At 62.6% G+C, this 22,381-nt stretch carries 18 protein-coding genes; 6 read left to right on the forward strand and 12 right to left on the reverse strand.

Annotated elements, in window-relative coordinates:
* The first annotated feature begins 49 nt into the window (after nt 1-49).
* The 5 genes from glmM to BV071_RS28025 all read left to right on the forward strand — a co-directional run bounded on the left by glmM (nt 50) and on the right by BV071_RS28025 (nt 5,674).
* Nucleotides 50-1,405, forward strand: a complete 1,356-nt coding sequence (gene glmM, locus BV071_RS28005; RefSeq protein ID WP_035614490.1) for a phosphoglucosamine mutase — start codon at nt 50-52, stop codon at nt 1,403-1,405.
* Nucleotides 1,406-1,433: 28 nt separating this feature from the next.
* The gene (locus BV071_RS28010) at nt 1,434-1,913 is read left to right on the forward strand and encodes an SseB family protein (RefSeq protein ID WP_035614492.1); all 480 of its coding nucleotides are present in this window, start codon (nt 1,434-1,436) and stop codon (nt 1,911-1,913) included.
* 78 nt (nt 1,914-1,991) lie between these two features.
* Nucleotides 1,992-2,810 (forward strand): hypothetical protein, encoded by an 819-nt coding sequence (locus BV071_RS28015; RefSeq protein ID WP_052573976.1) that lies wholly within the window; start codon nt 1,992-1,994, stop codon nt 2,808-2,810.
* A 66-nt stretch (nt 2,811-2,876) separates the two neighbouring features.
* A complete protein-coding gene (gene glmS, locus BV071_RS28020) occupies nt 2,877-4,718 on the forward strand; it encodes a glutamine--fructose-6-phosphate transaminase (isomerizing) (RefSeq protein ID WP_035614494.1) in 1,842 nt (613 codons plus the stop codon).
* Nucleotides 4,719-4,948: 230 nt separating this feature from the next.
* The gene (locus BV071_RS28025) at nt 4,949-5,674 is read left to right on the forward strand and encodes an HPP family protein (protein ID WP_052573977.1); all 726 of its coding nucleotides are present in this window, start codon (nt 4,949-4,951) and stop codon (nt 5,672-5,674) included.
* Nucleotides 5,675-5,689: 15 nt separating this feature from the next.
* On the opposite strand, the gene BV071_RS28030 is transcribed toward BV071_RS28025, so the two are convergent.
* From BV071_RS28030 to BV071_RS28060, 7 genes are all read right to left on the reverse strand, one after another.
* Nucleotides 5,690-7,069, reverse strand: coding sequence for a hypothetical protein (locus tag BV071_RS28030; protein WP_265594998.1), 1,380 nt, complete (start codon nt 7,067-7,069; stop codon nt 5,690-5,692).
* A gap of 91 nt (nt 7,070-7,160) precedes the next feature.
* Entirely contained in the window at nt 7,161-7,664 is a 504-nt protein-coding gene (locus BV071_RS28035) for a hypothetical protein (RefSeq protein WP_035614498.1), read from the reverse strand.
* Nucleotides 7,665-7,810: 146 nt separating this feature from the next.
* Nucleotides 7,811-8,482, reverse strand: a complete 672-nt coding sequence (locus BV071_RS35920) for a hypothetical protein (RefSeq protein ID WP_035614500.1) — start codon at nt 8,480-8,482, stop codon at nt 7,811-7,813.
* Nucleotides 8,483-8,544: 62 nt separating this feature from the next.
* Nucleotides 8,545-9,948, reverse strand: a complete 1,404-nt coding sequence (locus BV071_RS28045; protein ID WP_265594999.1) for a hypothetical protein — start codon at nt 9,946-9,948, stop codon at nt 8,545-8,547.
* A gap of 27 nt (nt 9,949-9,975) precedes the next feature.
* Complete coding sequence (locus tag BV071_RS28050; RefSeq protein WP_035614504.1) at nt 9,976-10,446, reverse strand: hypothetical protein; 471 nt, start codon at nt 10,444-10,446, stop codon at nt 9,976-9,978.
* Between the two features lie 24 nt (nt 10,447-10,470).
* Complete coding sequence (locus BV071_RS28055; RefSeq protein WP_035614506.1) at nt 10,471-10,974, reverse strand: MOSC domain-containing protein; 504 nt, start codon at nt 10,972-10,974, stop codon at nt 10,471-10,473.
* Between the two features lie 38 nt (nt 10,975-11,012).
* Nucleotides 11,013-13,238: a nitrate reductase gene (locus BV071_RS28060; RefSeq protein ID WP_265595000.1), complete on the reverse strand. Its 2,226-nt coding sequence runs from the start codon at nt 13,236-13,238 to the stop codon at nt 11,013-11,015.
* Nucleotides 13,239-13,408: 170 nt separating this feature from the next.
* Between BV071_RS28060 and BV071_RS28065 the strand changes: the two genes are divergently transcribed.
* Nucleotides 13,409-13,798 carry a hypothetical protein gene (locus BV071_RS28065; RefSeq protein WP_265595001.1) on the forward strand — a complete coding sequence of 130 codons (390 nt, stop codon included), beginning with the start codon at nt 13,409-13,411 and terminating at the stop codon, nt 13,796-13,798.
* A gap of 117 nt (nt 13,799-13,915) precedes the next feature.
* Here the strand turns inward: BV071_RS28065 and BV071_RS28070 are convergent, their stop codons facing one another.
* From BV071_RS28070 to BV071_RS28090, 5 genes are all read right to left on the reverse strand, one after another.
* Nucleotides 13,916-15,430 (reverse strand): DUF1501 domain-containing protein, encoded by a 1,515-nt coding sequence (locus BV071_RS28070; RefSeq protein WP_035614508.1) that lies wholly within the window; start codon nt 15,428-15,430, stop codon nt 13,916-13,918.
* A gap of 20 nt (nt 15,431-15,450) precedes the next feature.
* Entirely contained in the window at nt 15,451-16,401 is a 951-nt protein-coding gene (locus BV071_RS28075) for a DUF1800 family protein (RefSeq protein WP_052573978.1), read from the reverse strand.
* Nucleotides 16,293-19,901, reverse strand: coding sequence for a DUF1800 family protein (locus tag BV071_RS28080; RefSeq protein ID WP_035614510.1), 3,609 nt, complete (start codon nt 19,899-19,901; stop codon nt 16,293-16,295). Before BV071_RS28080 ends, BV071_RS28075 begins: the two co-directional genes overlap by 109 nt.
* Before the next feature lie 329 nt (nt 19,902-20,230).
* Nucleotides 20,231-20,767, reverse strand: coding sequence for a type II secretion system protein GspG (locus BV071_RS28085; protein ID WP_035614512.1), 537 nt, complete (start codon nt 20,765-20,767; stop codon nt 20,231-20,233).
* Nucleotides 20,768-20,814: 47 nt separating this feature from the next.
* Complete coding sequence (locus tag BV071_RS28090) at nt 20,815-22,239, reverse strand: sulfatase (protein WP_035614513.1); 1,425 nt, start codon at nt 22,237-22,239, stop codon at nt 20,815-20,817.
* Nucleotides 22,240-22,381 lie beyond the last annotated feature (142 nt).

Consider the following 22,381-nt stretch of genomic DNA (forward strand, 5'->3'; position numbering starts at 1 on the left):
ACGGTCGAAGCTTTCATTTCGTGACGGATCGTCCAATCTTCGCCCGCACATGAAGCTTTTCGGAACCGACGGCATCCGCGGCAAAGCGAACGAATTTCCCATCACCCCGGAGGTCGCCCTTCGGGCCGGCAAGGCGGTCGCCCAGGTCCTGCGCTCCTCCGGCCACAACCGCAACCGCGTGGTGATCGGCAAGGACACCCGCATCTCCGGCTACATGCTGGAAACCGCGCTCACCGCCGGCCTGGTCTCGATGGGCATGGACGTGCTCCTGCCTGGCCCGCTGCCGACACCGGCCATTGCCCACCTCACCAAGTCGATGGGCTGCGCCGCGGGCATCATGCTCACCGCCTCCCACAATCCCTACGAGGACAATGGCCTGAAGATCTTCGGCCCGGATGGCTACAAGCTCTCCGACGCGCTGGAGGAAATCATCGAGCGCCACATCTTAGGCGATGAGCCGGAGCCGCGCGCGATGGCCCCGGAGAAGATCGGCAAGGCCTACCGCATCGATGACGCCCGCGGCCGCTACATCGAGTTCGCCAAGCACACCGCCGACAACGTCCCGCTCCACGGTCTCAAGATCGTGGTCGATTGCGGCCACGGCGCGGCCTACTTCATCGCCCCGCTCATCTTCAAGGAACTCGGCGCGGAAGTGATCAAATACGGCTGTGAGCCGGATGGCATCAACATCAACGACAAGTGCGGTGCTCTCCACCCGGAGACCGCCGGCGAGCTGGTCCGCCAGCACGGCGCCGACCTCGGCATCTCCTTTGACGGCGATGCCGACCGCGTGATCTTCACCGATGCCACCGGCACTCCGGTCTCCGGCGACCGTATCCTCGCCCTCGCTGCCATCTCGCTGAAGGAGCAGGGCAAGCTCCGCGGCAACAAGATGGCCTGCACCGTCATGAGCAACCTCGGCCTCCACGAGGCCATGCGCCGCCACGGCATCGAGGTGCTCACCACCGCCGTCGGCGACCGCAATGTCATCGAGGCCCTCCGCGAAAAGGGCGGCTCCTTCGGTGGCGAGAATTCCGGCCACCTCATCTTCGCCGACCACGCCACCACCGGCGATGGCATCCTCAGCGCGCTGCAGGTGCTGCGCGTCATGAAAGAGCGCAAGGCCACCCTCGCCGAACTCGCCGCCTGCATGCGCGAGTTCCCGCAAGAGCTGGTGAACCTCAAGGTCGCCGCCAAGCCGCCGCTCGCCAACCTGCCCGGCATCCAGAAGCTCATGAAGGAGGCCGACGAATCCTTCGGCGACGCCGGCCGCCAGCTCATCCGCTACTCCGGCACCGAGAACAAGATCCGCATCCTCGTCGAACACCGCGATGCCGATGCCGTCCACCAGTGGATCGGCAAGTTCACCGAAGCGGTGAAGGAAGACATCGGAGTGGCGGTGTGAGGGCATCCGGCTCCGCGGTTCAGAGCGCATGAAAGGCATCATCCGACGATTTCTCGGCCTCGAGAGACTCAGCGACATCGCGCGGGAGAGTAGTGCCGAAGCCTTCGTTGAATCCCTGTTAGGCTCACACCTTACTCTCCTCGGACTCTGGAGTAAGGATGGCCTGGAAGCATCGGAGGTCACGGAAGACAGCCTGCTGGCGGAGATCCGCAAAAACTGCGAACACCTGCAGGGTAACGAACAGTTTTCGCCCTTAGTCGTAGAGGAAGGCGGAGAACGCCGCTTGGGCGTCTTCACCACGGATGCCGACTTGCAGGCCTTCACCCGACAATACTCGCGCTCCCATCCACGCAGCTTCGTCTTCCAGACCTTTGCGACCACCGGCGAGTCCCTGCGCTACTTCCTGCCACTCGTGGAGAGGTTCGTCCTGAACCCCGCATCCAAGGACGCCACGCCACTTTCCGATGCCCATATGACGCTGCTCGCACGAGAAGGAGCTGCCCAATGATCTCTTCCTCACCAGCCTTTCAAATCTCGCGTTCTTTCGCGTCCTTTCGCGGTTAATCCTTCTTCCCCCCGATCTTTCATGCCCGTCTTCATCACACGCCCGGTCGAAGCCTTCCCCATCGGGAACCTTCCTCTCCGCGATCACCACCAGAGCCTGGGCCTCGAGAATCTCCACACCCACCCGCAAGCTTGGGTGGACAGCAGCGACTTGCCCTTCCTCACGCCCTTCGGCAGCACCACCCTGGTGGATGAGGATCGCACCCCGCTCGCCTGGCTCGGTGATGCCCCGGATCTCTCCCGCTCCCAAGTCGCTCGCAACTCCTTCATCATCGTCCATCCCTGGGACCTCCTGCGCGCGAATGAACTCTCCGTCGGCACTCTAACGGAATCCCGCATTGAAGGCGACATCCACCCGAACGCCGTCATTGAGGGGGTAATCCACCTTGGTCCCGGCTCCCGCATTCTCCCCGGCGTCTACATCGAGGGCAATGCCGTCATCGGTGCCAATACCAAGCTCGGCCCGAACTGCTACATCCGCGGCTCCTCCGCCATCGGCGACAAGTGCCACATCGGCCAGGCCGTCGAGATCAAGAACTCGATCGTCCTCTCCGGCACCAGCATCGGCCACCTCAGCTACCTCGGCGACTCCGTCGTTGGCGAGAAGGTGAACTTCGGCGCCGGCACCATCACCTCGAACTTCCGCCACGACGGCAAAAACCACCGCAGCATGGTCGATGGCGTCCTCGTTGACACCGGTCGCCGCAAGTTCGGCTCCATCATCGGCGATGGTGTCCACACCGGCATCCACACCTCCATCTACCCCGGCCGCAAGCTCTGGCCGGGCACCAGCACCCGCCCCGGCGACATCGTCCAGCACGATCTCGTGCCCGAGGAATGAGTACTACTCTTCCTCACACTTCAGTTTCAAAATTAGTGCTTAGTAATTAGTAATTTTCTTCAGCATATGTGCGGCATCGTCGGATACATCGGAAAAGCCTCCGCCCCATCAGTCCTCATCAGCGGCCTGCGCCGCCTCGAATACCGCGGCTACGACTCCGCCGGCATGGCCATCCTCGAGGATGGTTCGGTCGTCGTCAGCAAGGCCCCCGGCAAGGTCTCCGCGCTCAATGACAAGGCGCATGCCGATTGGCCTGCCGAGCGCTTTGTTAGATCCTCCACTGGCATCGCCCATACTCGCTGGGCCACCCACGGCCCGCCGACCGAGGCCAACGCCCACCCGCACCTCGATGAGTCCGGCGACATTGCGCTGGTCCACAATGGCATCATCGAGAACTACCGCGCCCTGCGCACCCGCCTCGAAGGCAAGGGCCACCACTTCTACTCGGAGACCGATACCGAAGTGCTCGCCCACCTGATCGGCGACCGCAACAAGGGCGATCTCTTCCAAGCTGTCTGCGACGCCCTCAGCCAGGTGGAAGGCACCTTCGGAATTGCCGTGATCTCCGCCAAGGAGCCGGGCAAGATCATCACCGCGCGCCGCGGCAGCCCGATCGTGATCGGGGTGGGGGAGGGCGAGACCATCGTCGCCTCGGATGCCTCCGCGATCATCGCCCACACCCGTCAGGTGATCTACCTGGAGGACAATGACATCGCCGTCGTCACCGCCGACAACGTCGATATCCGCGATCTTCACCAGGTCCCCGTCACCCGCGAGGTCAATGAACTCGGCTTCGATGCCGCCGCGGCAGAGAAGGGCGGCTTCGCCCACTTCATGCTCAAGGAAATCCACGAGCAACCGGACTCCCTGCGCAATGCCATCCGCGGTCGCCTCGATTTCAACCTCGGCTCCTCAGTGCTTTCCGGTATGGGCACCTCGCCCCGCGACCTCGCGGAGATCCACCGCGTCGTCCTGGTCGGCTGCGGCACCTCGCTGCACGCCGGCCTCGTCGGCGAATACGCCTTCGAGGATATGGCGGACATCCACGCGGAGGTCCAGCAGGCTGCCGAATTCCGCTACCGCAATCCGATCATCGGCAGCCGCGACCTCGTCGTCGCCATCTCCCAGTCCGGCGAAACCGCCGACACCCTCGCCGCTGTTAGAGAGGCCAACCAGAAGGGCGCCTTCGTCATGGGCCTCTGCAACGTCGTCGGCTCCACCATCGCCCGGGAGACCGGTCGCGGCGTCTATCTCCACGCCGGCCCGGAAATCTCCGTCGCCTCCACCAAGGCCTTCACCTGCCAGGTCGCCGTCATGCTCATGATGGCCCTCAAGCTCGGCCGCGGCCGCCGCTTCTCCCGCGATGAAGGCATGAAGTTCGCCCGCGAGATTGAGAAGATCCCCGAACTTGTCGAGCAAGTCGTCGCCCAGAGCGAAACCATCGCGGCCATCGCCGCGCGCTATGCCCACCACGAGCACGCCTTCTTCATCGGCCGCGGCCCGATGTATCCCGTTGCCTTGGAAGGTGCGCTCAAACTCAAGGAAATCTCCTACATCCACGCTGAGGGCTACCACGCCGCCGAGCTGAAACACGGCCCCATCGCCCTGCTCACCGAAGGCACCCCCGTCGTCGCCCTCGCCAACGACATCCCCGGCAAGGACAAGACCCTCGGCAACGTCGAGGAATGCCGCGCCCGCGGTGCCCGCATCCTCGGCATCATCACCGCCGGCGACCACGAAGCGGCCCAAGTGATGGACGACGTCGTCGAAGTGCCTGCCTGCCACCCGCTGGTCAGCACCATCCCTACCGCCGTCGCCCTCCAGCTTCTCGCCTACCACATCGCGAACGAGCGCAAGTGCGAGATCGACCAGCCCCGCAACCTCGCCAAGAGCGTCACCGTCGAGTAGTCCACCCCGCACCCCAAAGCCCTGTGGAGAGCGGACACTCTGTCCGCTCGATAAGGAGCAGCGACATTCCTGTCGCTGGAGTCGCCTCCCACCGAAGCCTTGGGCGGACAAAAATGTCCGCCCTCCACGGGGCCTCCTCGCTTCTCCAGATATTTCGCGCCGCGCTTGCATTCTCGCCCGCAAGCTGACACAGGCGCCGCCCGCCCCACCCAAGGGGGCGCCCACCCGGCATGAAATCCGCCATCGCGTGGCTTGGCATCGAGCTCAATGTCGTCAGCAAGCGGGAGAAACTCCTCTCCCTGCTCGGCGGCTTCATTTCCATCCTCTTCCTCGTCCTCATCAGCGAGAAGACCCTGCACCTGCCTCACGCCAGCGGACTCATCGCCTCCATGGGCGCCAGCGCCGTCCTCCTCTTCGCTGTCCCGCACGGCCAGCTCTCCCAGCCTTGGCCCGTCCTCGGCGGCCACTGCCTCTCCGCCATCATCGGCGTCGCCTGCGCCCGCTGGATCCACCCCGTCCCGCTCGCAGCGGCCTGCGCCGTCGGCCTCTCCATCGGCGTCATGCACCAGCTCAAGTGCATCCACCCGCCCGGCGGTGCCACCGGCCTTACAGCCGTCCTCGGCGGACCCGCCATCCAATCCCTCGGCTTCGGCTTCGTCCTCTACCCGGTCTTCGCCAACTGCCTCGTCATGCTCGGCGTCGCCGTCTTCTTCAATTCCTTCTTCCGCTGGCGCCGCTACCCCGCCGCCTTTAACCGCCCGGCAAGCGTCACCGCTCACAAGACCCCGGCCCCCTCCCACGAGGAAATCATGGCCGCCCTCCGCCAGCTCGACTCCTTCGTCGATATCTCGGAGGAAGACCTCGTCCGTCTCGTTCAGCTTCTCCGCCCACCCGAGCCCGCGCGGCTTCCGGAGAAGAAGTCCAAGCGCGGCAGGGAACGCGAACTCAAATTCTAATATCCAGCGTATCGCTCACCGCGGCTTGGCATGTGCCTCAATCCGCATCTTGTCGATCGCCTCAAACGCCTGCTCACCGAGTCCCGGGACCCGCCCGAGGCCATCTAGCAGATCCATGGCCTCCGGATCTCCGTTTGAGTCATACAAAATCAGCGAGCGGGCCAATTCAATTGCTGCGCGGTCCCTGCTCGTTCCTGCCTTCATGGCGGTGAGCGCTGGAACCCTCGTTTGCGGGGAGAACTGGCACCAAGTTGCCATCTTGGTCAGGATATCTTCGTTGTCCTGTCCGGGATCCGCCAGCCAAGCGATCGCCTCTGCCGGGCGAGTCTCCAGCCAGGATGCATAAATCAGGGTCCTGATCGGAGCGATGCTCGACCCACCCGATCCATTGGTCCCGGAATTGAAGCTGTCGATGAAGCGCGGTTGCCCGTCTTGCTCCCAAGCCGCTTCACAGGCTCCAAACCAGCTCAAGGCTCCATCCGGGTCACTCACAATCCATCGCTTTGCCAATGCCACCCCGGCGGCAGCTTTCGGATCGTCAGAGCCGCTCCCGAATATCGCACCCCTTGAAGAGTCCCTCTCTTTTGACGCAGACCAATCGAGCGCATCAAGGCGCGACGCCCATTCCTTCCAGTCCGATCCAATCCTCAGTCCATCGATCAAGCCCTCAAGGACGCCGGCGTTCTGGTAGTCCAAGTCCCTGCGGGGAATCACAGCCTCCCAGGCTTGCTCCGGCTGTGAGCTCGCCCAGCCTTTCACCAGCCCCTTGCGGACCTCTTGATCAAATGACATGCCGTTGATGATGATAGGAACTTCTCCCACGCCCTGGATGAACTGCCCGAATAGACCGTCCACGCAGGGCCTCCAAGGTGCTTCCAGAACCTCCTTCTCAAAGGCCAGCCACGTCTCCAGGGCACCACGGCCGTCTTGGCGAGCAGCGGTTTCCCAAAGCAGCATCGCCTCACGGGGATAGCGCTGCAGCCCCTGCGGGAGATCCAGCATCGCCAGTCTTTCCAAGAGCACTTTGCGCAGGGGCTTCAGCCTCTCCCATTGCTCGTGCTCCTCCTCCTTCCAAAAAAATTCCTCATCCTCGTTCCAGTGCCGCCCCAGCAGTTCCTCGACCGCGGCCACGCCGAGCTTGGATGCCGCCTGCTCCAAGGCGTGGCGGTCGAGTTTGATCTTGTCTCCGCTGGCGGCCTGCCGCGCCAGCTTGTCCAGCCAAGAGACCGCATCGCCCTCGCTGCAAAACGAGAGCCGGTGGCTGGACTTCGCCCGAGCCACCGCCATCGGCAATCCCTCCGAAGCCTTTCCCCGGTCCCCCGCCGGCATCACCACCAGCCCACACGCCAGCACCACCAGCAAGCTGGCTGCTGCCGAGTTCCGGTCGAATCGCACCCGGCAATAAAACCGCCGATCGGCAAACCTGTCACCAACAGGCTCCGCCCCTTGCTCGCCATTGCCTCAGATCACGCCCAAGTCCTCCGCCTCACTCATTCAAGGGTCTCTTGTTGCCCTTGGCTCCATCCGCATCGAGCTCCTCCTTGATGGTTCCGATCTCTGCCAAGGTTCCGGCACCCAGGCCTTGGAGTCGGGCAATCTCATCAAGTCTCGCCACCCTTGTTTTGTGATCAGCGGACTTGGTCCACCTAACCCTTCCCGCCAGGCTGACCGCGGCATTATCCTTCTTCTCTCCGCCGGGCATGATCGCAAGCACCCCGATCTTCGTTTCATCCGGCAGCTCCGTCCACTTCACGAGATACTGGAAAGGCTCCCGCTGGGCACCGATGGAGTTCTCCAGATAAGCCAATGCTAACCCCGGCCTCTTCTCAAGCCATGCCTCGTACACAGGTGCCAGCATCGGAACGACGGGCCCGTGACTATTGCCTGGCTCTTCGAAATTGAAAGCCGACAGATGGAAATAGGTCTGTGATTCTTCCCAAGTCGCTTCCTGTGCCCGGTACCATTCAAGCGCCGCGCCGGCGTCCTCCACAATCCAGCGGCTCGCCAGTGCCGCTGTCGATTTGCTTTCCGGACCAGGAGAGAAATCCAACTCATCCTGGCCCGGAGTCGCCCACCCGAATGACTCGATCCGCGATGCCCATCTCCCCCAATCGCTTCCATCAGCAAGACCGCTGACTAGGCCTCCTCCGGAGCCGAGCTAGCCCAGCCCTTCATCAGCCGCGCGAGCACCGACGCCTCCGCAGTCTCATATCCATCCGTAATCGAGGTCTCCGGAACTTCCCCGACACCCTCGATCCACTGCAAGCTCGCGTCACTATCGACGGAGATCCGGCCCGGCCGCTTCCGCCACTCCTCCTTGCACGCGAGCCAAGCCTTAAGCGCTGCTGCCCCATCTTGTCGTGCCGCCACTTCCAGCAGCAAGCGCGCCTCATGCGGAAACTCCCCCAGTCCTCGCCGCACATCGAGCACCGCCACCCGCTCCAGCAGCATCCTGCGCAGCGGCAGTAGTCTCCACCACTGCTCATAGACCGACTCCTCCGGCCAGTAGTCGGGATTCCCCAAAAGCCGCAAGACCTCATCCAGCTCCAGCAGCGAAACGGCCTTCTCCAATGACCGCCCCTCAATCTTGAACTCAGCATCCGCTATCGCCCTCCTTGCGATCGAATGGATCCACGCCACCACCCCCTCCTCATCCTTCAGCACAAGTCTCCGCACCGACTTCGCAGGAGCCACCGGCAGGGGCAATCCATCCGATGCCTTGCCCCGATCTCCCGCTGGCATCACCACCAGCCCACACGCCAGCACCACCAGCAAGCTGGCTGCCGAGGAGGTCCGGTTGAAGTGCACCCGGCAATAAAACCGTCGGTTGGCGGAGCTGTCACTAGCGGCTTGGGGAGTGCTGCGACGACTCACTCGCTCTGCACCCGTTCGTAAGCGCCGCTTTTCCCTTCCGCCGCGATTCGCGCCAGACGAGCCTTCTGATCCTCTTGGATGTTCTCGATCGCTTGCAGTTCCGTCATCAAAGAATGGAACTTTGCGAGTTCCCCCTCCCGCTCCTGGCCCCTTGTTGTCGCGGGTGCCTCGATCCAAGCCAGTGTTGTCGCGGCACTGCCCCGCGTGCTCGGATTCCCGATCCGTCGTATCAAGTCGATCTTGGTGGAGCTAGGGAGGCGTGACCACTCTATCGTATCGGCCAAAATCTCGTCCTTCACGGGATTCGCATTCATCCACTCCAGTGCTTCCGCAAGCCGTGACCTGAGCCAATCGGCGAGCACGAAGACTTCTCCTTCGACAAACACAGTGTGCCCGGTGGTGGCGCTCAAGGGCCAAGATGGCACGCTGCCGCGATTGATGGGATAGTCTTCGGTACTGAGTGCCGCCCGGAACTCTTCATCCCACTTCACCTGTTGCTCGCGCAGCCAGGCGAACGCGGCGTCCGGATCATCTTTGATCCATCGCTTCGTGAGTGTGAGCATGGGGTTCTGCGACTCTTCCACATTGTCATACCAATCATTCTTCCACGGAATGGGAAGCAGTCTCGCGGCCCACTCGCTCCAGTCGGAACCAGCCGGCAACTCACGGACGAGAGCATTCAACTCCGGGGCGGAATGAAGCTCGCTCTCTACCTTGCCGATCTCCTCCCATGCCCCTTCCAGATCCGCCGAGGCCCAACCCTCCACCAAGCTGGCCCCAATCGCACTTTCCCGCGCACCCGGTGATCCGATGAGCGGAATCTCCCCGACTCCCTCGATCCATTCGGAACTGCCGTAAAGGCCTGGGGGCATCCCGCCCGTCCTCCACCCGTCCCTTGTCTCAAGCCAGAGCTTCAGCGCAGCAGGGCCATCCACCGCCGCAGCCGCACGCAGAATAGCCTGCGCACCGGAAGGAAAACGATTGAGAGCTATACCGGGGTTCATGGTGCCCAGCCGACCCAGCAGGGCTTCCCGCAGTGGCAAAAGCCGTTCCCATCTTCGGTGACTGGCATCATCCTCAGGAATCGGCTCCGGCCAATAGTGCCGGTTTTCCAAGATTCGCAGGGTTTCAGTCTCGCCGAGCAGCGCCACCGCCTTGTCCAAGGAGCGCCTCTCAATCTTGAACTCCACATCCACAATCGCCCTTCCCGCGATCGAATGGATCCGCGCCACCGCCTCTTCCGCCTTCTTCAGCGAAAGCCGCTGCGCCGACTTCGCCGGAGCTGCCGACATCGGCAAATCTGCCGAGACCTTTCCCCGGTCTCCCACCGGGACCACCACCAGTCCACACGCAAGCACCACCAGCAAGCTGGCTGCTGTCGAGTTCCGGTCGAATCGCACGCGACGATAAAACCGCAGCCACACGGTCTAGTCTACCCGATCCCCATGAAGCGCGAGATATTCGAGAAATCCCGCCGCGGCTTCCTTCTCACTGCCGCAAATCCCTTCCCGGGCGAGGCATAAGTCTTCTTCATACCCGATGCACTCCGTCAGATAATTTGGAACTTGATAGCTGCGGTGGGCGCAGAATGCACAAAGGAAGCGGAGGAAATCATCCAAGCGCGAGCGATCCTTCACCAAAGCCTTATGCATCCCCGCAAGAACCCGCGGCATCACCTCAATGGAATCGACATCTCCCGCCAGCACTCCCAGCCGCGCCACCACCTCGGCCCGGCTTTCCTTCGCCGCCATCGCCACCTCCGCCAAAGCATCATGGTAGCCTTCGACCGCCATCACGGCGCCATCCGCCCAAGCAATCACCTCCACCGGCGCAATCGCTCCAGCTTCCAACAGGCACTTCAACTCAAACGCCTTCCTCTGAAGTTCCAGGTCCTCCATCTTCCAAACACTCCCGTTTGAGAACTAGCGCTGAGTCATCAGCAATTCCTCCACCTCCATCTCCCCCAGCGAAATCCTCCCGCTCTCCAAAATCCGGCACCTTAGCCCGCCGCGGTTGAACATCACCTTCTCCGTGCCCTGCTTCCCGCAGGCCGCATCCATCCAGTAGCAGGGCGCACACTTCTGCGTCCCCTCCAGCAGCACATCACCCAGCCGGAAGGTCTTTCCCACCAGCTGGTTCAGATCCACTCCGGAGATCACCACATTCCGCCGGAAGGCCGATGCCTCCAGATCCATGTTTCCCGCGAATTCCCGCACCAGATCGATCGTCTGCCGCTCGATGAAAGTCACCTGGCCCTTGTAGCCGTCCTTCCAGCCGAAGAAGCGATCGCCGGGAATACCCTTGCCCGCCACCAGCTCCACCGACTCGTGCGATTCAAGCCCGTGCGCATCCGGCTCCCGCTCGTGATGGCCGAAGTAATTGTGGCCCGGCGAGGTGTAGATGCCGTGGATCACGACGCGCGACATGGGATGAACTTCGTCCTTTCTGGCCTAGGATTCAATTTTCAATTTCGGCGCACTTTCTCCAGCACCACCGCACAAGCCTTGTAATTCGGCTGCCGCGAATGCGGATCGAAGGAGGGATGCGTCAGCCGGTTCACCTCCGGATAGTGCATCGGCAAAAACACCTGCCCTGCGGATACTGTCGGCGCAATATACACGGACGCCACCAGCTCCCCGCGCCGCGAGCGGATCGTCACGGGATCATGTTCTTTCACCCCCAGCCGCGCCGCATCCGCCGGATTCACCTCCACATAGATTTCCTGGGGATACAGCTTTCGTAAAATATCGGATTTTGCCGTGCGGCTCTGCGTGTGCCACTGGCTGCTGGTGCCGCGTCCGGTGAGCAGCGTGAAGGGGTAATCCTTGTCCGCAGACTCCGGCATCTCCGCCGGCGGGGAGAAGAGGATCTTCGCCTTGCCACTAGGAGTGTAGTAAATCCCGTCCTCGAAAAGCCTTCGCTCCCGCGCCGTCGTCGCACCATCGCCCGCCGTCTCCGGGAAGGGCCACTGCACCCCGCCCAGCCGGTCGATCATCTCATAGCCCTCCAGCCCCGTGATGTCGCAGGGCCGTCCCTTGGTCAGATCGCGCAAGATCCGGAAGGCCGCTTCCGGGTCTGTCCACTTCGCGAAGAGATCCCCGCAGCCCCACGCATTTGCGATCAGCCGGAAGATCCGGAAATCCGAAAGCGCGATCCCCGGCGACGGCCTCACCTTCTTCAGTGTGCCGATCCGCCGCTCGGAGTTGATGAAGCAGCCATCCTTCTCGCCCCAGCCCGCCGCCGGTAGCACTAGGTCTGCCGCCTGCGCGGACTCCGTCGTGTGATACATGTCCTGCACCACCAGGAAATCCAGCTTCTCCCGCAGCGCCTCCAGTCGCCCGCTATCAATCCACGAGTGAAAGGGATTCGTCGCGATGATCCACAGCCCCTTGATCTTGCCTTCCTCCGCCGCCGCGATGATCTGGTCATACGCCAGCGATGTTTCGGAAGGGATATTCTCGAGTGGAATCTCCAGCCCCGCCGCCACCTTCTCGCGGTGCTCGGGGTAGGCGAAGTCATGCCCGCCTACGAGGGATGTGGTATTGGAAAATAATCGCGAGCCCATCGCATTGCACTGCCCGGTGATCGAGTTTGCACCCGTGCCCGGCTTGCCGATGTTCCCGGTGATCAGCGCCAGGTTGATCATCGCCTGCGCTGCCCGCACGCCCTCATAGGACTGGTTTACGCCCATCGTCCACCACCACGAGACCCGCTTGCCCGGCTCGGATACCGTTCGTGCCAGCGACTCGATCTCTTCCACGCTCATCCCGGTGCGCTCGCACATGGACTCCGGACTATAGTCGCCTATGAACTCCAGAAACTCCTCCAGCCCCTCGGTCCGGGCGATCGATTCCGCATCCGTCCTCCCATCCCGCAGGATGCAGTGGGTCAGCGCATACAGCAGCGGCAGGTCACCCTTCGGCTTCAGCTTCACATGCCGCGTCGCCGCCTGCGCCGTCTCCGTCGCCCGCGGGTCGATCACGATGATCTGCGGGTTGCGCTTATTCCGCATCACCCGCTGCCACAGGATCGGGTGGGCGATGCACAAGTTCGAGCCGACCAGCACGATCACATCGCTCTCCTCGAAATCCGCATAGGAATACGGCGGCGCGTCGAAGCCGAAGCTCTGCTTGTACGCCGTCACCGCCGTCGCCATGCACTGCCGCGTGTTCGCATCGCAGTGCAGGAAGCCCATCCCGAATTTGAACAAGCAGCCCAGGAAGGCCATCTCTTCAAAGGGGATCTGCCCCGTCGAGAGGAAGGCCACTGACTCCCGCCCGTGCTCCTCACCGATTTTCTTGAAGCGAGTCACAAAGGCGTCCAGCGCCTCCTCCCAGCCCACCGGCACCATCTTGCCCGTTTCGGCGTCCCGCAGCAGCGGCACCTTCGCCCGCTCCTCGGAGTCCAGCGGGTCCAGCGCCTGCCAGCCCTTCGGGCAGGCCATTCCCAGATTCACCGGGTAGCCTGCCTGCGGGCTCAGATTGATCGCCCGGCCCTCGTCGTCCAGATGCAGCTTCAGCTGGCACCCCGTGGCACAGAAGCCGCAGATGGAAGTCGTGGTTCCTGCCGGCATCAGCCGCTTCGGCACCTTCCCCAGCCCGAAATTCCCGGGCTCCAGCACCAGATCCGCCGTCAGCGGACCACTATGCTGCTTCAGAAACTTCGAAATCGCGGCGGGAATCAGGGGCACAGAGCCCCAGAATAGCAGTCCCCGTGCACGTTTCCAGCCCCTCATTGGTAGCCCGGGCCGGAACAATCATCCCCCCAATGAGGCTCGCTCATTGCAGCTTTTCGCCCACCAAGGCCCTTGGCGGCTCCCGCGCAACGCGGCCCAATTGATAATTAGCGGATTAGTGGTTGATGATTGCTCCCAAATCCTCCTACACCCGGCCCGTGAACGAAGACCGCGAGCACGGCCTGCAGCCGCTGGATGCCCTCATGACCGCCTGGGGCCTGGGAAACCACGACCTCGTCGACGCCTCCACCGAGCAGTTGACCCACAAGCAGGTCCAGCGCGCCCGCACCGGCCGCACCCTCACCCTGCACATGATGCAGAAGGTCACCCGCGGCCTGAATATCGCCATCTGGTATCGCCTGAAAAAGGACGAGCGCGAGACCTACTTCGAGTACTTCCACAAGCACGTCTTTAGTTACGCCAAGAACCACGACCCCGCCTGGCAAGACCCCAACGGCCCGCTCATGGAAGCCGTTCAAAAGCGCGGTGGCAAAATCATCGACCGCGGCGAGTAGTCTCCGCCTCGGTCGAGGGTGGAGGAAGACCCTATAGCCTCCCTCCACCCCGCAGTTACCGCGTCACCGCCAGGAAAACCTCCTGCGCGAGCAGTCGTGCTTCTCGTATCGCTTTATTCACAGGAACCCGAGATTCGCGCCGCTGCCGAAGGGGTCTTCGAAGCGCCCGAGATTCGGGAAGATGTCCGCGAGGTAGCTGGGCGAGACGCCGAGCCACTTTGCGGACACGGCGGCATATTGGTCCACCGAGGTTGTGGGAATCCAGCGGCCGCGGTTGCTGGAGCCGGCGTCGAGTCCGGCGCCCAGGGCCAGTGAGGGGAAGGCACCGTAGATCTGGCCGCCGTTGACCGGACCACCCAGCACGATTTGGTGACCACCCCAACCGTGGTCGGAACCAGCGGTGGCGGCATCCTGCCCGTTCGGGGTGAGCGTGCGGGTGAAGTCGGAGTGGGTGATGGTAACCACGTTGTCGTTCACGCCGAGCGCCTTCAAGGTGTCGTTGAAGGCCTTGAGTCCGTTGCCGAGCTCGCCGAGCAGGTTGGTCTGGGCGTCGAGCTGATCCTGGTGGGTGTCGAAGCCACCGATGCTCGCGAAGAAGATCTGGCGGCTATTCCCCAAGGCGGTGCGTCCGGCGATGAGCTTGGCGATCGCTTTCAACTGATCTCCCAGGCTCGACTGCGCGTTCAGGAAGAGGTTGTCGAAGTCCACCCCGCTGGTCGCGGCGGCGGTGAGCGCCGCACCGACGAGTCCTTCATTCGCCCGCGCCCGCTTCACCACCTTGGCATGATCGTCGTCGAGCAAGTGCTGGTAGGTGTGATTTGTGATGTCGTCGAAGGCCTTCAGACGCTTGCCTTGGATCGTCGTCTTGTAGCTGCCGTCGCCATTCAGCGCATTGCCGTAGGGGGCACCGCCGGCGGCATAGCCCGCTAGGGGAATGGCCCCATCCGGGGTCACCGCGTATTGCACCTCTTGGTCCGCCACCTGCAGGCTGTTGATTCCCGCCAGGCTCACGGAAAGCGAGACCTGTCCTTGGGCATGACCTTGCGAGGCCAGCAGATCCGCGATGCGTCCACCCCAGCCGCGGCTGAACGGCTGATCCGGCACCGAGCTCTGCCACTGGACCTGCTGGTCGGAGTGGGAAAAGAGCTGCGGTGGCAGCGGCACCGTGCCTGCGTTGTACTCGTTTCGCGTGGTCGGATACACCAGCGTGCCCACGTTGGCGACGAAGGCGAGTTCGCCAGTATTGAATAGCTGCGCGAGGCCACCCGCCGCGGGATGAACACCGTAGTTCGCGCCTGCTCCTGTCAGCGGGATCGAAGCCGGCTGACCTGCCACATAGGCGGGATCGTTCGCATCGAGGATCTTCAGCACGCCGCGAGCAGACTTGTATTGGCTGTATGAGCCATGGGTCTGGCGCGGGATGAGCAGGTTGTTCGAGTCATTTCCTCCGAAGAGGAAGAGCACGACGAGGGCCTTGTAGTCACCCGCCGGAACTCCTTGTGCGATTGCCGAGTTCACCAGCCGCAGGTGTGCCAGCGTGTTGATCACGCCCGTCAAGCCAAGCGAAGCGCAGGCGGACTGGCGGAGGAAAGAGCGGCGGCCTTGAAGCGAATCTTTGTCCTGTGATTTCATGATGAGGAAATGGTGTGGGATTACTTTTGGTTCACATACTCCGGCGAGGTGGCGAGCAGGTAGAGCAGCTCCTTCACCCGTGCGGCGGTGGTTGTCGTGGCGGGATCCAGCGAGGCGACCGTGTTGATCACGATGCTTCGCGGGTTCGGCGTGGCGGCGGCGGCGTAGCTGGCCTTGAAGTTCCCCGCGGTGAGCAGCAGATCGAGCTGGTCGAGCACCACCGTGGCGGCCTGCGCCACGCTATCGCCCGCGGTGATGCGCGCGTCGTAGAGCTGCTCGTAGGTGCTGCGATCGAGTTTCACGTTTTCCTCCAGCGCATCGGTGGAACCGACCAGGCGATTCACGTTCTGGCCGTCGTTGTTCTGGATGATGGTGTTCGCGTAGTTCGCGGTGCGGATCACCCCGGTCTCCGTGCTAAGCTGGAGCTCCGGCGCGACCAGTCCGGCTGCGGCCAGTTCGCCGCCAGGATTGAAGCCAGGCAGGAACCAGTTGAAGACGGTGGGCGCGTTCTGCGGGGTCTGGCCGAGCGCGTCGTCCGTGTTCGGATAGCGATATAGCGTGGTGCCCGTGGGGAAGTTGTCGAGCTGGCCCTCCGGATAGCCGTAGGCGCTCAGCGCGGACAGGGGCAGGGCCGACTTGCCATCGAAGGCGCGCAGCAGCTGGATGTAGCGGACGATGGGCTCCTTCTGCTTGCCGTAGCCGACTTGCTGGACGAGCTGCAGGTCGCGGGCTTCCGGATCGAGGAGGATCGCCTTGATCACCGCCTTCAAGTTGCCACGGGTGCCGGAACCGTTGTTCTCGAACTTCTGCGCGACGCGATAGACGTAGCCGCGGCTCGGGTTCGAGGTCACCAGCCGCTGGATCAGCTGGCGGCTGATGAACGGTGCGACGTTCGGATGCGCGAAGATGATGTCCAGCGCTGCATCGAGATCCGCTTGGCCGGCCAGTCCCGACGGAATGGCGCTTCCCAACAGGTCTTCGCATCGGTGTCGTGATACGCCACGAAGTTCTTCAGCGGATTGGTCCACGAGGCCTGGTAGTAGGCTGGTCCATTCCCCTGGAAGAAGCTGGTGTTGTCCTGAACAGGATAGCCGCTGCCTGCCGCACCATTCCTCTTGCTGAAGCTCCAGCCGGTGAAGACACGGGCGAGGTTGGTGATGTCGTCGTTGTCGTAGGTGGTGATCGGCAAGCCGTCGCTTCCAAGCTTCAGCGTGCCATCCGGATGCAGCTCGACCAGGCCGATCGAGAAGAGCTGGAGGATCTCCCGTGCGTAGTTTTCATCCGGACTGATCAGCACGTTGCCACTGCCATCCGTGACCGTCTTCTGGTTCTGCAGGTGGCTCAGGTATTTACCCATCACCGGGCTCTTGCTCACGTCCCCGAGCAGGGTTCGGAAGTTGCCGTCCACACGGCTGCCGAGCTGGTCGTAGTAATTCGCCAGGCCGTAGTGCTTGTTCCGCAGCAGGGCGAGATCCTCCGAGACCACGAAGAGTTCGCTCAGCGCAAAGGCCGCCCGCTGGCGCAGTTGGTCCCGGGCCTTGGTCGAAATCAACCACCAGCCGCGACGCCGGTTGTGGTAGGCCGGTTCGTCATTGTTGGTGAAGTTCGAGGGCGAGGCACCGCGCAGGTTCCACTCGTGGGCATCCGCCGCCTCGGTGTAGTCCAGCAGCTTGGTCTGGTCGTAGCCCAGCTGGGTGTCGATCCATGCCGAGTAGGCCGCCAGGCGGTCGCCGCCGTAGGTGGTCTGAATCGAGCTCACCAGCGCATCGATCTCCGCCTTGGTCGCGCCGAAGGTCGCCTGTGTCAGGAAGCGGGACACGTCGCGGGTCAGCGCATCGCCCGTCAGTACCGCCGGTGTCGGCGGGGCAGGGGGCGCTGTGAAGGTGCTGGATCCCGTTTGCTTGGTGAAGGTGCCCGCAATCTCACCACCCGGATAGGTGCCGGTGCCGATGTTCAGGTAAACCCACTTGCCCGAACTCTGGAGCAGTCCATCGATGAGATCCTGTCCGGCAAGTGCTCCCACCGGATTGATGGTCCAGGTTTCATTTGTCACCTGGCCGATCGGCAGGGTCGGGCGTAGTTCCGGTCCTACCCCGGAGGTCACGCCATAGCGCAGGTAGGCATTCACCTGATTCGAAGTAAGGCCGCTGAAGCTGAGATTCACGCGCGCGGCGGTCTTTGAACCATTCAGGAACAGTGTCGCCACGCCGGAGCCATAGCTCTGGGCCGTGCCTTGCCGGGTGAGATAGGCCACGAAGAGCTGCTCATTGGCCGGGACATCAGTCGCGTCCTTGATCTTCACCGTCGCCACGTTCGGCGAGCCGACCGAGTAACCGGAGCCGGTGGAGACCGTCAGCGAAACGCTTTCCGGATACTCCTCCACCGCATCGAGGGTTGGGACGATGAATACCGTGCGCGAGGTCTCACCGGCCGCGAAGGAGATGGAGCCGCTGAGCGTTGCCCCGCGGTCGTCCTTCACCGCATACTCGCTGGCCGATGCCGTTCCGCCGAGGGCGAATGCCACTGTCGCTGGTGCCACGCCACCACTGCGGGTGATCAGGAAGGCCGCACGTCCGCCTTCCTTCTCGAAGGCATCCGGGGTCAAAGTCGTGACGCTGATGCTTCCTGCGCCATTGGCGGCATTCGGATTGGTCCCGTAAGTCTGCTCGGCGAGGTTGTTGAGCCCGTCACCATCGGGATCAAGCGTGGCATCGGCAGCGTTGTTAGGGTTCAGCCCGTTGGCGAGTTCCCACGCATCGGGAAGCCCGTCTTCGTCCGTATCGAGCACGCTGGCGATCGAGAGGAATCCCGTCTTCTCAGCAGTGTGCGCGAGGTTCACGTCGAGCGAGCTTTCCTCCTGCAAGCGCAGGTCCGCGCCGTTCGCGCTGAGATTGCGGAAACGCAGCGTGACCGGATCGGTATCGTTGCGCGTCTGCACATCCGCGAAGAGGAAGGGATCGGCGACCTTCCGGGTGAAGGACTGCGACTTGAAGAACTCGGTCACATCCGCTGCCGTCACGACAGAGTTGACCGAGAGGAAGGGCGGGGTGACCCAGCGGCCATTGCCGGGCTGCACTGCGAGGTAGTGCACTGTCTCATCGACGTGCGTCTGATCCTGCCCGGCTTCCTCCTCGAGCCTTACGGAAAAGCCGGTGGTGGTGACACCGCTGATCCGGGACTTAACCGCGCTGGCACCATTCCGTGTAGCCGTCTGCGTCAGCACCACGGGTGCCGCCGTGAATGCCTGCGGGAAGGTGAGCGCCGCTGCCGTGTTGTTCACCGCGCTGGCGCGTCCAAGCTGCCAAAGAAGGCCGCCAACAATGTAGCTGCCCTCTTCCCCCACGAGATAGTGGACCTGCTCCTGGGCATGGCTGCCGTCCTGATAGTCCCACTCGTCGAACTGCCACTCAAATCCCGTGGACGTCACATTGCGTACGCGGATCCCCACCGGCTCGCTGTCGTTTTGCGTCGACGGCCCGAAGATCACCACCGGGTTCGTGTAGTTCACGGCAAAGTTCACCGTGTGCCACGTAGCTGCCGTTGCCTGGTCGTGGACCAGCTTGCCGATCTCCAGCTTCGCACGCACCTCGCCCTCGGTCTCGCCGAGAACGAGGAAGCCGACGTCCTCTCCGTTGCCATGCACCGTTTCCGTTCCGGCGGATTGCTCTTCCTGCAGGAAGATGTCCACGCCGGTGCCGCTCAGATTCCGGCGGCGGATGGTGAAGGGATCGACTCCGTTGTTGGTCTGCGACTGTGCGAAAATGAGCGGTTGTCGTACCGTGCTACCGAAGGTGATCGTCTTCCACGCGTCGGTCACGTTTGCGCCGGTCTTCGCGGCTTGGAAGACCGCTCCGTCCAAGTTGCCGGTCGAAGCCGCAATCGCGATCCAGCCGACGGACTCATTCGAGAGGGCCGCCGTATCGGATTCCTGCGTGATTGCCTTGAGTTGGAAATTCGAGGTGGTCACCGCTTGGACCCGGCTGGTCACTGCCTTGGCATTCGCCGTGGACTCTACTTGAGCCAGCACCACCGGTGCAGCACTGAAGCCACTGCCCAAGGTCACTGTCTGCGTCGTGCGGGTCACTCCAGAGGTCCGGCCCGCTTGCCAGGTCTTGCCATCGATCGTGTGGGTCCCTGCCTCGATCGCCAGGTAGTTCAAGGTCTCCTGTCCGTGGACACCGTCGAGGTAGTCCCACTCATCGATTTGGTATTCGAAGCCAGTCGCGGTGACATTGCGAACGCGGGCCGCGAAGCCCGCCGCATCCGCGTTCGTCGGCGTGCCGAGCACCACCACCGGAGCCGTAGGGAAGGCGGTGGTGAAGGTCACCTCTTGCCACGTCCCGGCATTCGGCTGGGAAAGGATCAGTGATCCGGACTCATATTTCGGGGCGGCTACCGCACTGGCAACGAGGCCGGCGGACAACAAGGAGCTGAGGGCGACGCCACGCCGCCCTGACAAGGGATAGTTCATGTTAGAAACGTAAGGATTTCCAACGCCAGGAGCCACGTGGCCTGGGGCGAGGGTGGATTTCTCGGTTGCTTGGTCGCCCGAATGTCTTCCGGGCTGGACCGCCGCCGCGGGGAAGACGCGGTGGGCGAAATTGACGATCCTCTTCGGAGGTCTCAGTCGCTGCTCAAGCACTCGGATCTAGCAGAGTGCTCAAGCTGGATCATTGGTTACTACCTTGATCGGAATGCGCAACTAAAAACCATATGCAAATAGTGCTTTAATTCGTATGGATTGAGCCTCCGCGGCTTATCTGGGCGTGCTTGGGCCGGATGCCTCGCGTGGCAACCCTGCTACTTCACGGTCTCGCCGTCGCCGTGAACGACATCGTCACTCGTGAATATTCTTCCGTCAGGGCCGGCAGATCGGAGTTCGGTGTTGGACGCCGTGATACTATGGAAGTAGTAGGGAGTTCCCCAGCGGTCGATCAAGCGTCCCGATCTGTCCAAATAGCTTCCGCCTTGTTCCAAGTAGGCCAGACGCTCCGGATTTTTCCCAAGGAGCGCAGCTGCGATTTCCTCATTCTCTCCGGTCGGATTGCCACCGTGAGTGCGTCCATAGGTTGAAAGCAGCAACTCGATCGTGGAGAGATCTTCCTCTACGGTGCCATCTGCGGCACCCAAGGCCGCTGATGCCTCGCTTGCGACAGGTAAGGTCGTTATCTTCGCTGGCATCTCCGCTGGAGCTGGAGGCAGCGTGCGCCGCCGGCCCTCAGCTCTTTCGACCCGCACCTCTTGAGGGATTTCCCGATAGTTCAAGAAGTAGAGGCCGCCGGCGACCGCGGCTGACGCCACCGTAGCCGCGATCACGCGACGAGAGGTTTGCTTCATCTTGGGAAGGTGGGAAGTGTGGAAGCTTTCGGAAGCCCGCTCCCAGCTTAGTCGGGATCCGTGTCTCCTTCGCTGTCGGCGGCAGCTCGCCTGGCGTTTCCCCGGCCAGCGTCCTGCCATCCGTCACCATTGGTCAGGCCCGCTGCGTTGTGGTCTGGCAGCAGTGCCGCCAACTCGCGCTTCACGGACGCCTGGCTTTCGTCCTTGGCGAGATTCTTCCATTCATAGGGATCACTGAGATGATCGTAGAGTTCCTCCGAACCGTCGGCATAGCGCGTGTAGCGCCATTGCTCGGTGCGGATGGAGTGGTTCCCCTGCAGCCAGGTGCTCAATGCATAGCCTTTCCATTCCGCCGCAGGATCCTCGAGAAGGCGATGGATGTTATCACCCTCGACGTGGGATGGCCTCGGGATGCCCGCAAGTTCCGTGAGCGTGGGATAGAGACTGCTGAAGTCAACGGGACGAGTGCTGAGTGTTCCGGGCTTGGTAAGACCAGGCACGACCCAGATGTAGGGCGCGCGCGTCGCTTCTTCCCACAGGGCGAATTTCCTCCAGTGCTCCTTCTCGCCGAGATGCCAGCCGTGATCGCCTAAGAGGATGACGATGGTGTCCTCACGATAGCTGGAAGCATCCAGTGCGTCGAGCAAGCGGCCGATCTCCGCGTCCGCATAGGAGACCGCGGCCAGGTAGGCCTGTATCGCTTCTTTCCAGCGACCCGATTCAATGATTTGCCGGTGATCTCCCTTGGGCCGCGCGAAGGCCACGCCTGCCTCTGGGACATCGGCCAGATCGTTTTCCTGGATGGGCGGCAGCTCGATCGACTCCAGAGGATGAAGATCGAAGTACTTCTTCGGCACGAACCACGGCATGTGGGGCTTGTGCAGTCCCACGGTCAGGAGGAAAGGCTTGTCGTGCTTCTTCTGCAACTGGGCGATCCCGTAGTCGACAATGCGGTGATCGCTGAGCTCCGAGTCATCGGCATCCACCGCACCGAAGCGGATCCCGCCCACTCCCTTGCTGCCAGCCGGCGAAGGCCCCATCGGGCCCTCATTCTGCAGATAGTCATCCCACTCCGATTTCCGGTCATAGGCACCGTGATAGATCTTGCCGGAGCCGAGCGTGAGATAGCCCGCTTGGCGGAATACGGAGATCAGCGTCTTTTCCGGCGGGATCACCTTCCGCCAATCATCGCCGTTTCCATAAACCCCCGAGGTGTAGGGACGCACCCCGGAGAGAAGGCTGGAGCGTGAGCCATTGCATACCGGCACGGTGGCGTGGGCGTTCGTGAAGCTAAGGCCCCGGGCCGAGAGCCGGTCAATGTTCGGCGTCTTAGTTTGCTTGTTGCGGCCTGTATAGCCGACCCAATGGTTCAGGTCGTCGGCAGCAATGAGCAGGATGTTGGGCCTACGCGCCTCCTCGGCTCTGAGAAGGGGAGCGACAAAGAGCAGGAGGACCAGGAGGTGATTCTTCATGTCAGGATGAATTGGGAAAGCAAGGTGCCAGGATGGATGAAACAAGTTGTCGGAGCAGGAAGTGCGAGCGATGGCAGTGCCACTTTGGATCCGGCCGGCTGGCAAATAAGCCAAGGTCCGGGGAAGAGAAGGGACACGCGAT

This window comes from Haloferula sp. BvORR071 (genome assembly GCF_000739615.1).
GTDB lineage: Bacteria > Verrucomicrobiota > Verrucomicrobiia > Verrucomicrobiales > Akkermansiaceae > Haloferula.

Excerpts from the sequence above, each read along its gene's own strand:
- glmS (WP_035614494.1), top strand. The coding sequence starts at position 2,877 with ATGTGCGGCATCGTCGGATACATCGGAAAAGCCTCCGCCCCATCAGTC.
- BV071_RS28070 (WP_035614508.1), bottom strand. The coding sequence starts at position 15,430 with ATGAAATCACAGGACAAAGATTCGCTTCAAGGCCGCCGCTCTTTCCTC.
- BV071_RS28025 (WP_052573977.1), top strand. The coding sequence starts at position 4,949 with ATGAAATCCGCCATCGCGTGGCTTGGCATCGAGCTCAATGTCGTCAGC.
- BV071_RS28050 (WP_035614504.1), bottom strand. The coding sequence starts at position 10,446 with ATGGAGGACCTGGAACTTCAGAGGAAGGCGTTTGAGTTGAAGTGCCTG.
- BV071_RS28085 (WP_035614512.1), bottom strand. The coding sequence starts at position 20,767 with ATGAAGCAAACCTCTCGTCGCGTGATCGCGGCTACGGTGGCGTCAGCC.
- BV071_RS28065 (WP_265595001.1), top strand. The coding sequence starts at position 13,409 with ATGATTGCTCCCAAATCCTCCTACACCCGGCCCGTGAACGAAGACCGC.
- BV071_RS28080 (WP_035614510.1), bottom strand. The coding sequence starts at position 19,901 with ATGAACTATCCCTTGTCAGGGCGGCGTGGCGTCGCCCTCAGCTCCTTG.
- BV071_RS28090 (WP_035614513.1), bottom strand. The coding sequence starts at position 22,239 with ATGAAGAATCACCTCCTGGTCCTCCTGCTCTTTGTCGCTCCCCTTCTC.
- glmM (WP_035614490.1), top strand. The coding sequence starts at position 50 with ATGAAGCTTTTCGGAACCGACGGCATCCGCGGCAAAGCGAACGAATTT.
- BV071_RS28055 (WP_035614506.1), bottom strand. The coding sequence starts at position 10,974 with ATGTCGCGCGTCGTGATCCACGGCATCTACACCTCGCCGGGCCACAAT.
- BV071_RS28010 (WP_035614492.1), top strand. The coding sequence starts at position 1,434 with ATGAAAGGCATCATCCGACGATTTCTCGGCCTCGAGAGACTCAGCGAC.
- BV071_RS28015 (WP_052573976.1), top strand. The coding sequence starts at position 1,992 with ATGCCCGTCTTCATCACACGCCCGGTCGAAGCCTTCCCCATCGGGAAC.